We start from the raw sequence: 13276 nt of genomic DNA, 5'->3' as shown, positions 1-13276 counted from the left end.
ACCCTACTTGAATTCCGCTCATACAAACTTGAAAATTTGTCGTTTGACGTTACCAGCCTGAACCGAGACACTCGGTAACAAGTGCTGCCTCGTCTTGTCTGGCAGCCGCATTTTTTACTGCGACCATGACCTCCCGCCAGAAACTCGTCCTGCCAAACAATTCCAGCCCGCCTGCCCCGGCCGATCTGCTCGCTAGCATGGAAAAATCGCTAGCCGCGTTCATGAAAACGCTTGCGCAAGATGATGAAGATACAAGCCCGCCTCATTTAATGAATCAGCATCGCTCCTGCCCTTGCTGCACCGGACGCGGTGAATGAAGGTTCGTTTATGAGCCGCTATACCAGTTATATCCCTGATCTTCCCAATAACCGCCCGGATTCTCATTGGTGACGAAGATGGCGGCGATGTGCTTGGGATTTTTGAAACCGAGCTTGGTCGGCACCCGCAGCTTCAACGGATAGCCGTATTCAGTCGGCAATGGCGACTGTCCGAAGTCCAGCGCCAGTATCGTCTGCGGATGCAGAGCCGTGGCCATGTCGATGCTTGAATAATAACGATCTGCACACTTGAAGCCGACATAACGCGCCGTGGTATCCGCGCCGATATGGGCCAGGAAAGTACGGAACGGCACACCGCTCCACTGGCCGATTGCACTCCAGCCTTCTATACAGATATGCCGCGTGATTTGCGATTCTTGCGGCAATGCCCGCAATTGCGCCAGGTTCCAGCTACGTTGGTCGCGCACCAGGCCCGAGACTTCCAGCTTATAGGTATCGCCGTCGATTTCCGGGGCCGAGTCGACGTCATAGAAAGCGTTGAATGGAAACGGCTTGGTAATCATGCTGGCCGGATAAGTCGGCGCCAGGTGATCGGGGCGGAACAGCATGCCTTGTACCCGGTCGTTCCAGCGTGACATGGCCCACAATACTTTATCGACTTGATCGCCGTCCTGCAAATTGCAACCGGACAGCAGCGACAATGCACCCAGCGACAGGCCGGAACGCAGGAAAAGGCGGCGCTGCAGCTGCACCAGCTCAGGCTGGAGTTCGTTGTTTTTCGGCAGCTTATTTTTCTTTTCGGTCATGCTTGTTGCTCCTGTTTCGGGGTCTTGTCACGGGAATGGCGAGGCGCCCGTCCGGTCAGCATTGGCAGTAAGGTACTCGGCACGATCAGCACCAGCGCCAGATGCACCGCAACGAATGCCACGATGCCTGCCATCGCAACAAAGTGCACGCGGCGCGCGATATCGTAACCGCCGAACAGATCAACCAGGCCGTCTAGCTGCACCGGTTTCCAGATCGACAGGCCGGACGCCACCACCAGCACGCCGAGCAGCAACACGGCGATGTACATCAGGCGTTGCACGGCGTTATATATGCCCGGCTGATGCGCCAGCTTGAAAGTCAGCGCATCCTTGACGTTGCGCAGCAGGTCGCGCGGCCGCAGCGGCAGGAAATGGCGGCGGAAATGACCCGCCAGCAAACCGTAGCCAAGATAGATCAAGCCGTTCACCACCAGCAGCCACATCGCCGCCAGATGCCAGGCAATTGCGCCGCCCAGCCAGCCGCCCAAGGTTGCCCATCGGGGAAAATCGAAACCGAACAGCGGCGAGGCGTTGTAGATCTGCCAGCCGCTCATCACCATGCAGGCGATGGCAAAGGCATTGATCCAGTGGGCTACACGCACCAGCAGCGGATGAATGATGCGGGTACGGGGTTTGTCAGCATTCGCCATGAGTACACCTTATCAAGAATCGGTGCGGGCGGCGGGAGGGGGGCCGCCCGCGATGCTGCATTACATCGGCGGCACTACGCCATTGACGCCGACCGTGGCGCGGCCGACAACGTCGCTGCCATCGGCGGCCTTGCTGACAAAAAACACGCCGTGCGCGCCCGGCACCAGCAAGCTGCGGTCACCTTTGTTGAGGCTGACGATAGGAACATCGGCCGGCACTACGATTTTCTTTTCGCCATCAGGATATTTGACCGTGATCGTGCGGCCGCTGGTCACCACCACATCGCCCACGGTACCGTTGGTCATGCTGCTGTTCTTGCCGAGATCCCAGGCGTAATGACCCTCGCCAACCTTCATGCCGGCCGGGAATACGTGCACTTCCAGCGCCTTCAGGCTGCCGTCCGGCAGTGGCACTGCCGCTGTGCCGATAAAACTGTCCGATTTGATATCGCCGATCGCTGCGTGGCTGACCGAGAAGAGCGTCAGGTCGGGAGCCAGTTTCAGCGTCATTTTCTTGCCGCCCTTGGCGCTGACTTCGAGATTGTCGGCATTCACCTTGTCGATGGTGGCGCGGACCCGGGTCACCGGCGCCGCTGCTTGCGCGGCAGCCATGCTGCCATAGGCCAGGAGTGCAGATGCTGCCAATACAGGAACAAGCCGGTGCAGGAGTTGTGTGGTTTTCATGGAAACGGTCTCTGTGATTGCTGGGAGGTCCAGTCTAGGCGCGGGGCAATGTCTTATCGGTGACATGCGAATGACAATATTGTCATTCTTCTCGACTATCGAATTGATAGAATGGGGTGGTTTTCAAGTCCATAAGCACTCAACAGGCCCAGCATGTCTATCCTCGTCATTGAAGACGATCCCAAGACCGGCGCCTACCTCAAAAAAGGTTTGCGCGAATCCGGCTACGCGGTCGATCTGGTTCGCAACGGTAGCGACGGCTTGCACATGGCGCTGGAGAATTCCTATGACCTGGTGGTGCTGGATGTGATGTTGCCCGGCATAGATGGCTGGAAAATCATGGGCGCCTTGCGTGCCAAGCGCGATCTGCCGGTGATTTTCCTGACCGCGCGCGATCACGTCAACGACCGTATCCGGGGCCTGGAACTGGGTGCCGACGATTATCTGGTCAAACCTTTTTCCTTTACCGAACTGCTGCTGCGCATCCGCACGCTGCTGCGGCGCGGCGTAGTACGCGAGACGCATGAACTGGATTTCTTCCAGGTCGCCGATTTGCAGCTCGATCTGCTGCGCCGCAGGGTCACGCGCCAAGGTATCGATATCGTTCTCACTAACAAGGAATTTCTATTGCTGCATCTGCTGGTCAAGCGTAAAGGCGAAGCGCTGTCGCGCACTGTCATCGCCTCGGAGGTGTGGGATATGAATTTCGACAGCGACACCAATGTGGTTGATGTCGCTATCAAGCGCCTGCGCGCCAAGATCGATAATCCCTTCGAACATAAACTGATACACACGGTGCGCAGCATCGGTTACATGTTCGCGGAAAATCCATGAATATCTGGCGTAGGCAATCGCTGACGGCACGCGTGACTTTCCTGTTCGCGCTGATCGCCTGTGCCATCGTGACCAGCCTCGGCATGTACTTGTATTCGTCGACCCGGCAGGCGTTGGAAACGCGCGCCGATTATTCCCTGATCGGCCGGGTCGAGCATTTTCGCCGCCTGTTGCACGATCTGTACAACGTCAAGCAGATGGAAGACCGGCCGGCCCTGTTCGAAACCATGCTGGGCAGCGAGCAGGATGTACTGATGTTCGGTTATCCGGGGCAAACACCATTCGTGCGGGTTAATCCCGATAACATGACACCGCCGCCGATGACGCCGCAAAACCTGAATCAAGCGCTGAAACTTGGCGCGCTGACGCCAGGCGAACGGACCGACGGCGTTCGCGTGCGCTGGGTGTCGGCACTGGCCGAGGTCGGCAGCGACGGCACTACCGTAGTGATTACCGGCGCCCATGTGATGACCCAGGAATCGCATATCCTGGCCCGCTATTATTGGCAAGTGATCGCGGCAGCGGCAGCTTCTGTGCTGCTGACGGCGCTGCTAGGCTTCCTGGTGCTCAAGCGCGGCTTTCTGCCGTTGAAGGCGATGGCGGAGCGCGCCGCTGAAGTCAGCCCAACCAACATTGCTGTACGTCTGCGGGAAGAAGACGCGCCGCAGGAGCTGCGCCGGCTGGCAGCTTCGTTCAATGCGATGCTGGACCGGCTGGCCTACGGCTATGAGCATCTGTCGCAATTTTCCGCCGATCTGGCGCACGAGATAAGGACCCCGATCGGCGCGCTGATGGGACAGACCCAGGTAACTTTGGGCAAGGTGCGTAACGCCGCCGAATACCAGCAAGTACTGGAATCGAACCTGGAAGAATTACAACGCCTGAGCCGGATTGTCGAAAACATCCTGTTTCTGGCGCATGCCGATCATGCCGGTCTGACGGTAGAAAAAACGCCGTTGATATTGGCCGACGAGTTGCATAAGATCGCCGATTATTTTGAAGGTGTTGCCGAAGAACGCGGTATCCGCCTGGAAGTCGACGCCAGCGGCAAGGTGCAAGCCAGCCCGGTCATGTGGCGCCGCGCCGTGAGTAACCTGGTAGTCAATGCGGTGCGTTATGCGCTGCCCGGCAGTACGGTGCGCCTCAGTGGTCGGGCGCAGGGAGAAGGGATTCAGGTCGAAGTGGAAAACCAGGGCGATCCGATACCGCGAGAGCAGCTGGATCGTCTGTTCGACCGGTTTTACCGTGGCGATAAATCACGCAGCGAATATACTGAATCGAATGGCCTGGGCCTGGCCATCGTGCGCGCCATCATGCTGGTGCATGGGGGCAGTGCGGATGTTGTGTGTTCGCATGAAGGGCTGATTCGTTTCAGCTTGTATTTCCCGGACGGCGCGGCACGCATTTAAGCATGTAACTGACGCTGTACTCGCGCCGCGCCGCTACAGGACGCGTTACCGTATACGCGCCATCTCCAACGCCATGCTCAATTTTCCGAAGCGAGCGGTAATGTCTTCGAAAGCCTTCTGCTTTTGCACCGTACTCAATTTGGCGTCATACATATTGCTGCGCAACAGGCCAAACATGGTGAGGTCGGCGATCGGCTTCAACTGAGCGTCGGTGGAATGCTGGAAACCGGACAGACCGAGAATTTTTTGCAGTACGTCAGGCTGGCTCGCAGGATTTTTCGACTTGCCGTAGGTGACGAAAAAATCTTCGATTCTGGCTTTGGCAGCGTTCGGCAGATCCTTGCGATACAGCAGCGGATCGTTGGGAATCAAAGGAGATGACCAGATCACTCGCAGCTTGCTGAATTGCTCTGGCGATTCTATTTTCAGCCTGTCCAGTTCTTCGGTATTGTTGGTCGCCACGTCGACCTGGCCGTCGATTACCGCCTGCAGGTTTTTCTTGTGATTGCCGACCGTAATCGTCTTGAACAACCGCTCCGGCTCTACTTTATTCTTGGCGAAGGCATAGTAGGCCGGCACCAGGTAGCCTGAGGTCGAGCTTTTGTCTCCGTCATAGAAACTGTAGACGCCCTTGTTGGCCAAGATATCCTCGAACGATTTGACCGGGCTCTTCGCGGGCGTGATCAGTACCGAGTTGTAACCGCGCGAACCGTCTTGCTTTACCATCTGCGCAAAAACCGTCGACTGGTTATCTTCCACCGCTGCAAGCGCAATCTTGCTGCTTAGCCAGGCGACCTGAATGGTGTTGGATTTCAATCCGGCCAGGATCTCGTTGTAGTTGGTGGATACCACCGTGCGCACTTCCATTTTTGTGTATTTGGCGAAATCGTCAATCACCGGCTGCCAGCGTTTCTGGGTATCTTCCGCGGTGGTGGTGGCGATCAGGCCGATGGTGATTTTTCTTGGAGCGTCGTCATCTTTGGCGAATGCAAAAGACGCGATCATGGAACACAGAACAAGGACGGTTTTTAGTAATCTCTTCATAAATGCCTATCTGACTATTGCGAATGTTGATGGAAAACGGATACATCGGCCGTGCCGAGGCAACGGTCGAGCAATGCGATGCGAGGAATGTGTGCAGCAGCCGGCTGCCCGCGGGCAGCCGGTGTGCGCAGAGCGTTAGCCGAGCAGCGTTTCGCCGGTTTTGCCGTACTTGATGCTGGCTTCCGATGGCATCCAGTTGCCAGTCAGTTCATTGCGGCCTTGCAGCAGGAAACGCGGCGACCTGGCCGGGATTTGATCCGCGGCCAGCTTGGACAGATCGCCGATCTTGCCCTTCTTCATGCGATTGACGATCATGCCTAGCTGGGTGTCGGCAAAATCGCGCAGCATGTCGTAGTCGCCATCGCTGTCGCCAGCCACGAAGATCGGTCCGTAACCCTTGCTGGCGACCAGTTCCTTCTTGATGACTTCGGTTTTTCCCGGTCCCCAGTTGAGCGGCCAGCCAGTCTTGTATTTGTTGATGAACACGCCGTTGGCGGTTTCCAGGCGCAGGCCGAGTATATGCTCGCGCTTGACGTTGTAGCCGTACTTGGGCGTCGTCGCAAATACCGCCACCACTTCCTCCAGCGAGGCGGTGCTGACATAGACGTCGATGCCGCTTTGCTCGAACGCATCCATCAAGGTCGCAATCTCGGTGCACAAGCGAATCCCGTGGAAATGCGTCACGCTGACGATGCCTGCTTTACCGGGCAGCGCCGCGGGGCTGGTGTATTTGGTTTTGACCAACCCCAGGCCCAGATTGTGATCGTTGGAAGCCTCGGCCAGCTGCTGTACTTCGGCCACCGACATATTGGTGAAAAAATAGATTACCCAGGGATAGCCGACATTGACGCCGTAGGTCTCATTGACGGCTTCATACAGGTAATACAGCTTGGCGCGGAAATCCTGGAACTGGGCGGTTTCGCGGATATCTTCCAGTTTCTTGCTGCCTTTTAATTTTTCGTAGTTGTCGTACAGGTATTGATAGTTGCTATCGATGTCGCTGCAGATGGCTTCCAGCTCGACGGCGTTGCCGGCGGCGTTCTTGTAGCTGGCGGCAAACGGCCCGGCCGGGACATTCTGGCGAATGATGGCGCCCATTTCCGCAGGGCTCAGCTTGAACGACAGGGTGTTGATCTGATACATGAGCAACGCCTCTTCGGTATCGTTCATGATGCTGGTGTTATCCCAGTCGAATACGGCGTAAGGACGGCGTTTCGGGTTGTAGCCGGCGCTGTTCTTGCCATTGCGCGCCAGCAGTGCCTGTATTTGCTGACGATTGCGCTCACCCCATTTGGCGCGATCTAGTGTCAGGCCGGCGGCTTTGTTTTCCTTGGCCAGCAGTTCTGAAGGCAACGCCGCGGCTGCCAGTCCAACTATCAGTCCCCCGGTCAGGCCACCGGTTAACAACGTGCGTCGTTTTTGCTGCATGGTTTTAACTTCCAATTTTTTTTCGTTTTTCATGGATATGGCCTCCCTGTGCCTGTTGAAGTGTTGTGTCATGTCCCTGTTCCATACGTTTTTTTTATGTGTGGCGTAAGCAGCCGAATACACTAACATGTTTCTAAATAGAAACATATACAAAGGATAAAAGAAAAGCACTATCCGGCGTCTGCAAGGCGCATGTCTGCCGCCACCGGGATCGCCGTTTTTTGCTATGCTGACGGTTCTGCCGCGCAAGACGGATTGCCGTGGCCAGTGATTATTTGCGAGGCGCTGCTGATGAAGTCGTCAGGAAGTCCAGGTGTGAATGATTGTGTTGAGTTAGCCGGGCCATCTGGTCCTGCGCGAGGCTGCCATGTTCGTTGACGGCGAGGGCATGACCGACGTATTGATTGTCGGCGCCGGGCCGGCCGGCTCTCATCTGGCTTATCTGCTGGCAGAGCAGGGTCTGCAGGTGACGATCATCGACAAGCAGGCTTTTCCGCGCGCCAAGGTATGTGGCGGCGGTTTGTCGCGCAAAGCGATGAATTTGCTTGATTTCGACCTCGGTCCGGCGATGCATCAGGAAATCGGCGGCGCCATCCTCAATTACCGCAATCGCGACGCCATCATCAAGGAAATTGAACCGATGGCGGCCTGCACCGTCGTTCGCAGCGAATTCGATAAATTATTGCTGGATCGTGCCTGCGCCAAAGGCGCGCGCTTTCTCGCCGAAACCGCATTTATCGATGCGACGGAAAGCGCCGACGCCGTCAGCGTCGTGACCAGCCAGGGTACCTTGCGCTGCCGCTTGCTGCTGGCCGCCGACGGCGCTGCCAGCGCGGTGCGCAACAAGTTGTTCGGCAAGGATCTGGTGGCTTACGTGCCGGCATTGGAAGCCATGGTGTGGCCGGCTGAAGGGGTGCTGGAGCGCTTCGGCGCGCGTGCCCTGTTCGATTTCGACGGCATGCCGCGCGGCTACGGCTGGATCTTCCCCAAGCGCGATCATTTTAATGTTGGTGTGTACTCACCTTTCGGCGGCACCGCATTGCGCCAGCACCTGGATCGCTTCACCGCAGCATACGCCAGCTTGCAGCAACCGCTGCGGGTCGAATACCAGGGCTACATCATCCCGTTGAAGAATCGTCGCAATGTGTTCCAGCGCGGCCGGGTCTGGCTGCTGGGAGACGCGGCTGGCCTGGCGGAAGCCTTGTTTGGCGAGGGGATTTATTTTGCGCTGAAGAGCGCCACCATCGCTGCCCGGGCGATTGCTGCCGATGGCATTGGCGCATCGGTCGCTGATTCAGGACTCTATAGCCGGTTACTGCGCCGCGAACTGCTACCCGAGCTGCGCGCCGCAGCATGGATGGCGCGCCTGATCTACCGTTTTCCGAAACTGGCTTTCTCGCATCTGGTGCTGAATCAGCATATCAACCACGATTTCGCCGGCTTGATCAGCGGCCAGATGGGTTATCGCCATTGCTTGTTCAAAACTGCAGTTGGTTTTCCGCGCTGGCTGCTGCCGAGCAAGGCGCCTGAAAGCGGCGGCAATCCGTCCTAGAAACCGGGCAAGCGCAAGCTTTCCGGATCGCCGGCTTCGGCGCGCTCATGGCCTAGCAGCCAGGCCTTGCGCTCCAGGCCACCGGCAAATCCGGTCAACTTGCCGTTCGCGCCTACTACCCGATGGCAAGGGACGATGATGGCGATCGGATTGGTGGCGTTGGCGCTGCCTACCGCGCGGGCGGCGCCGTTGTGTTCGCCCAGTTGCAAGGCGAGCTTGCCGTAAGTGGTCATCCGGGCTGGCGGAATCTGGCGCAATGCGGCCCAGACGCGGTGCTGGAAATCGGTGCCGTTGGTGGCAACCTGGATATCTTTCAGCGCATCGAGTTCGCCGGCGAAATAACGTTGCAGGGCCGGCTCCGCGCTGGACGGGGTGGTAGCATCGCTCAAGTTGTAATGGCCATAGTGGGTAGTCAGCAAGCTGCGCATGCGTGGTTCATAATCGTCGAAATCCAGTGCGCGTACGCGGTCCTGGGTATCGGTGACCAGCAGGATGACGCCGATGGGCGATGCGATCCGGTGCAGGAATAAATTCATGGTGATAATCTCGTCAGATAATAGAGCGTAGTTTAAAGTGTGCTGTGGCTTCCTGCACTCCGTTGCTTGCTTTTAAATTCAGTAAATAGCCATGTAAAGGTGAGCACGTCTTTGTTTTTTCATATTTGGCTGTCTAAAGTAATGAAGCAACCGTACGGCTATATGGCAACTAGCCGGAGAAATTAGCGTAAGAATCCAGCCGCAACCCTTTTGGAGAAATCGCATGATTAGCCTTCAGGTGAATGGTCTTACAGTAGAGGTCGATGTCGCGCCAGATACCCCTTTATTGTGGGTGTTGCGCGAAAATCTCAAGCTAACCGGTAGCAAATTCGGTTGCGGCATCGCTGCCTGCGGTGCATGTACCGTGCATGTTGGCGGCAACGCGGTGCGTTCCTGTTCTTATCCCGTGTCCGCGGTCGGGCAACAGCCGGTGACAACTATCGAAGCTGTCGCCGCCGATCCGGTCGGCAAAGCGGTGCAAGTCGCCTGGATCAAGCATGACGTGCCGCAATGCGGTTATTGCCAGAGCGGGCAAGTGATGACGGCCGTGGATTTCCTCAAAAAGAAACGCCATCCGAGCGAGGCTGAAGTGGTCGCCGCCATGGGTGGCAACCTATGTCGCTGCGGCGCTTACCAGCGGATCAAGGCTGCGGTGCTGGATGCCTCTAAATCTTTAGCATAGGAGTGCGATCATGTCTTCCGAACTCCGCGTGGCACATTCAAATTCAGCAACACTGAAAAAATCGCGTCGCAGATTCCTGCAGGCGTCTGCCGTTACCGGCGCCGGGCTGGTTCTCGGTTTCTTCATTCCAGGCTTGGGACGCGTGGCCGTGGCTCAGACTGCCGCCCCCAAAATCTATCAGCCGAATGCTTTCTTGCGGGTGGGGCCGGACAATAGCGTGGTGGTGCAGGTATCCAAAGTCGATATCGGCCAAGGCACGCTGACCGCATTGCCGATGCTGCTGGCGGAGGAGCTGGATTGCGACTGGAGTAACGTGCGGGCCGAACTGGCCAAAGGCGAAGATATCTTCCGCGACCCCGCATTCGGCATGCAGATGGTCGGCGGCTCCACCAGTATCGCCCACAGTTTCCAGCAATACCGCGAAGTCGGCGCGCGCGCCCGCAGCATGTTGGTGGCTGCCGCCGCCAGCCAGTGGAAGGTCGATCCGGCCAAATGTAAAACCGCGAAAGGCGTCATCACCGGCCCGGGCGGCCAGCGATTGAGTTACGGATCGGTAGCAAACGCGGCGATGTCGTTGCCGGTGCCGGACAAGGTGCAGTTGAAAGACCCAAAACAGTTCACGATCATCGGCAAGGCGACGCCACGGCTGGATACGCTCGCCAAGTCTAGCGGCCAGCAGAAATTCGGCATCGATCTCGATCTGCCGGGGATGAAAGTGGCGATGCTGGCGCGGGCCGTGCCGTGGGGTGCCAAGATCACCAAGTTCGACGATAGTGCGGCCAAGGCAATCCCCGGTGTACGCAAGATATTCACGATTCCAGGGATTCGTGGCGGCCAGAGCGTAGTGGTGGTGGCCGACGGCTACTGGATCGCCAAGAAAGCGCGCGACGCGCTGAACATAGAGTGGGACGCGCATGGGGTGGAGGCGGTCAGTTCGGAACAGTTGTTCGCGACCTACCGGGAAGCGGTGATGAAGCCTGGCACACCGGCGATCAAAGCGGATACCTCGGCGCTAGCCGGATCGCCCAAGATCATCGACGCCGTCTTCGAGTTTCCCTATCTGGCGCACACGCCGATGGAGCCGCTCAACATGACGGTGCATTTCACCGGCGACGCTTGCACGGTCTGGGCCGGTTCGCAGTTTCAATCGATGGACCGGCAGGCGATTGCCAAAGTGCTGGGCATCCCTGTCGGCAAGGTCGAATTCAACACCATGATGGCGGGCGGCGCGTTTGGCCGGCGCGCCATGCCGGAATCCGAGAATGCGGTGGAGGCGGCGTATGTAGCCAAGGTCATGCGCGGCACGCCGGTCAAGATCATGTATTCACGCGAAGACGATATCAAGAGCGGTTACTACCGGCCGATGCATGTGCACCGGGTGCGCATCGGTTACGACGCGCACGGCAAGATCACGGCCTGGGATCATGTGATTGCCGGCCAGTCGATATTGACCGGCAGCCCGTTCGAATCGTTTCTGGTGAAAGACGGCGTCGACGGCACCATGACCGAAGGCGTGACGGAGTCGCACTACGCGATTCCGAACCTGGCGCTGTCGGTGCACAATATGAAGGTCAACGTGCCGGTGCTGTGGTACCGCTCGGTGGGTCATAGCCACAATGGGTTTGTCATGGAAACCCTGGTCGATGAGATCGCCCGTTCGGTCGGGCGCGATCCGGTCGAGTACCGTGCCAGCCTGTTCGACAAATCGGCCAAGCGCAGCATGCAAGCGCTGGAGCTGGCGGTGGCGCGCTCCGGCTACGGCAAGCGCAAATTGCCTGCGGGCCAGGCTTGGGGCGTCGCCGTGCATCATGGCTTTAACACCTCGATTGCCTATGTGGTGGAAGTGTCGATGCATGAAGGGCGGCCGCAAGTGCACCGGGTGACGGCGGGCGTGCATTGCAATATGGCGATCAACCCGCGCACCATCGAAGCGCAAATCCAGGGTGGGGTGGTGTTCGGCATCTCAACAACCTTGCCCGGCAATCAGATCACGCTGAAAAACGGCGTCGTGCAGCAATCCAATTTTTCCGATTACACGCCGGCGTATATGGGTAGTTGCCCGGTAGTCGATGTCTATGTGGTGCCCAGCGCCGATACGCCGACCGGAGTTGGCGAACCACCGGTGCCGCCGATTGCGCCAGCCATTGCTAACGCTGTCGCCGCGTTGACTGGCAAGCGCCTGCGCAAATTGCCGTTCGATGCCATAACGACTTGAACTGAAATGTAAAAATGGCGCCCGAGGGCGCCATGATGATGTGTTTCAAAATTGCAGATTAGTGCTTGAAGCGCGTTTCAGCCAGTTTGTCTGCCACCACGCTGGTCGGCAAACCTTCAGCGTCGGCGCGTTTGAAAATCTCGCCCAGGGTCACGCCGATTTCACGCACGTGGGCTTCGACATCGGCTTCCGGTTTGTCGTAGTACTCGTAGCAAACCTTGATGATGCCGCCGGCGTTGATCACAAAGTCCGGCACGTACAAAACTTCTTTGCGACGCAGCAATTCACCCACTTCAGCGGTAGCCAACTGATTGTTGGCAGCGCCGGCGACGATCTTGGCTTTCAGGCGCGACAGGGTTGCCGGGTTGAGCGTGGCGCCCAGCGCGCATGGCGCATAGATGTCGGCCTGCACGTCATAAATCGCATCGGTTGCCACTACTTCAGCGCCAAATTCGGTGCGCGCGCGCTCCAGCGCAGCCTGGTCGATATCGGTGACGATCAGCTTGGCGCCGGCAGCATGCAGGCGGCGGGCGTAGTCGTAACCGACATTGCCCAGTCCTTGCACTGCAACCGTCAGGCCTGCCAGCGAATCGCGTCTCAGGTAATGCTTGACTGCGGCTTGCGCGCCGACAAAACAACCCAGTGCGGTGAATGGCGACGGATCGCCGCTGGCGCCGAGGCCGGCGACGTATTTGGTCTTGGTGGCGATGTGCGCCATGTCGGCCGGGCTGGTGCCGACGTCTTCCGCCGTGATGTAACGGCCGCCCAGGCGTTCCAGGGCTTCGCCCATGGCTTCGAACAAGGCTGGTGTCTTGGCGGTTTTTGGATTGCCGATAATTACGCTTTTGCCACCGCCGATAGGCAGGCCGGCAACCGCATTCTTGTAGGTCATGCCGCGCGACAGGCGCAGCACATCGTTGACGGCGACGGCTTCGCTGGCGTAGTCCCACATGCGGCAACCACCCATGGCCGGGCCGAGGTTGGTGTTGTGGACAGCGATGATGCCTCTGAGGCCGGATTTTTCTTCGGAAACGAAGACCACTTGCTCGTGGTTGTCGAAATTCAATTCATTAAAAATGAAGGTACTCATGCTTTTGGCTCCGTGCGGATAGCATTCACTCGTCCGGGTAGGGCGGGCTGATGGTTTTCCGTTATCTC

The 13276-nt window shown here is 57.9% G+C and carries 12 protein-coding genes; 5 read left to right on the top strand and 7 right to left on the bottom strand.

The window, feature by feature from the left end; translation table 11 throughout:
• Window positions 1–325: 325 nt before the first annotated feature.
• From BM205_RS03905 to BM205_RS03895, 3 genes are read right to left on the bottom strand one after another with little or no spacing between them, the layout of a single operon-like run.
• Window positions 326–1084, bottom strand: coding sequence for a molybdopterin-dependent oxidoreductase (locus BM205_RS03905; RefSeq protein ID WP_092412790.1), 759 nt, complete (start codon window positions 1082–1084; stop codon window positions 326–328).
• Window positions 1081–1734 (bottom strand): cytochrome b/b6 domain-containing protein, encoded by a 654-nt coding sequence (locus tag BM205_RS03900; RefSeq protein WP_092412788.1) that lies wholly within the window; start codon window positions 1732–1734, stop codon window positions 1081–1083. Before BM205_RS03900 ends, BM205_RS03905 begins: the two co-directional genes overlap by 4 nt.
• A 60-nt stretch (window positions 1735–1794) precedes the next feature.
• Window positions 1795–2418 (bottom strand): hypothetical protein, encoded by a 624-nt coding sequence (locus BM205_RS03895; RefSeq protein ID WP_092412786.1) that lies wholly within the window; start codon window positions 2416–2418, stop codon window positions 1795–1797.
• A 153-nt stretch (window positions 2419–2571) separates the two neighbouring features.
• On the opposite strand from BM205_RS03895, the gene BM205_RS03890 reads away from it, so the two are divergent.
• Together BM205_RS03890 and BM205_RS03885 are read left to right on the top strand one after the other, a co-directional pair.
• Window positions 2572–3252, top strand: coding sequence for a heavy metal response regulator transcription factor (locus BM205_RS03890; RefSeq protein ID WP_092412784.1), 681 nt, complete (start codon window positions 2572–2574; stop codon window positions 3250–3252).
• Window positions 3249–4661, top strand: coding sequence for a heavy metal sensor histidine kinase (locus tag BM205_RS03885; protein ID WP_092412782.1), 1413 nt, complete (start codon window positions 3249–3251; stop codon window positions 4659–4661). The genes BM205_RS03890 and BM205_RS03885 overlap by 4 nt, the downstream gene beginning before the upstream one ends.
• Window positions 4662–4706: 45 nt before the next feature.
• Here BM205_RS03885 and phnD read toward each other — a convergent pair whose 3' ends face one another.
• Together phnD and BM205_RS03875 are read right to left on the bottom strand one after the other, a co-directional pair.
• Window positions 4707–5705 carry a phosphate/phosphite/phosphonate ABC transporter substrate-binding protein gene (phnD, locus tag BM205_RS03880; RefSeq protein WP_092412780.1) on the bottom strand — a complete coding sequence of 333 codons (999 nt, stop codon included), beginning with the start codon at window positions 5703–5705 and terminating at the stop codon, window positions 4707–4709.
• Window positions 5706–5840: 135 nt separating this feature from the next.
• Window positions 5841–7133 carry an HAD family hydrolase gene (locus BM205_RS03875; RefSeq protein WP_092413338.1) on the bottom strand — a complete coding sequence of 431 codons (1293 nt, stop codon included), beginning with the start codon at window positions 7131–7133 and terminating at the stop codon, window positions 5841–5843.
• Window positions 7134–7500: 367 nt separating this feature from the next.
• Between BM205_RS03875 and BM205_RS03870 the strand changes: the two genes are divergently transcribed.
• Window positions 7501–8685, top strand: a complete 1185-nt coding sequence (locus tag BM205_RS03870; RefSeq protein WP_092412778.1) for a geranylgeranyl reductase family protein — start codon at window positions 7501–7503, stop codon at window positions 8683–8685.
• Here BM205_RS03870 and BM205_RS03865 read toward each other — a convergent pair.
• Entirely contained in the window at window positions 8682–9221 is a 540-nt protein-coding gene (locus BM205_RS03865) for a methylated-DNA--[protein]-cysteine S-methyltransferase (RefSeq protein ID WP_092412776.1), read from the bottom strand. The two genes, BM205_RS03870 and BM205_RS03865, sit on opposite strands and share 4 nt — an antisense overlap.
• 223 nt (window positions 9222–9444) lie before the next feature.
• Here BM205_RS03865 and BM205_RS03860 point away from each other — a divergent pair, with 223 nt between their 5' ends.
• Both BM205_RS03860 and BM205_RS03855 read left to right on the top strand, forming a co-directional pair.
• Complete coding sequence (locus tag BM205_RS03860) at window positions 9445–9903, top strand: (2Fe-2S)-binding protein (RefSeq protein ID WP_092412774.1); 459 nt, start codon at window positions 9445–9447, stop codon at window positions 9901–9903.
• A 10-nt stretch (window positions 9904–9913) separates the two neighbouring features.
• Window positions 9914–12118, top strand: coding sequence for a xanthine dehydrogenase family protein molybdopterin-binding subunit (locus tag BM205_RS03855; RefSeq protein ID WP_092412772.1), 2205 nt, complete (start codon window positions 9914–9916; stop codon window positions 12116–12118).
• 58 nt (window positions 12119–12176) lie between these two features.
• Here the strand turns inward: BM205_RS03855 and BM205_RS03850 are convergent, their stop codons facing one another.
• The gene (locus BM205_RS03850; RefSeq protein WP_092412770.1) at window positions 12177–13208 is read right to left on the bottom strand and encodes a Glu/Leu/Phe/Val family dehydrogenase; all 1032 of its coding nucleotides are present in this window, start codon (window positions 13206–13208) and stop codon (window positions 12177–12179) included.
• Window positions 13209–13276: the final 68 nt, after the last annotated feature.

Source organism: Collimonas sp. OK307 (assembly GCF_900113705.1).
In the GTDB taxonomy this organism is placed as follows: Bacteria; Pseudomonadota; Gammaproteobacteria; order Burkholderiales; family Burkholderiaceae_D; genus Collimonas.
The sequence above is the reverse complement of the archived record's forward strand: the minus strand, read 5'-3'. Positions and strand labels throughout refer to the sequence as shown.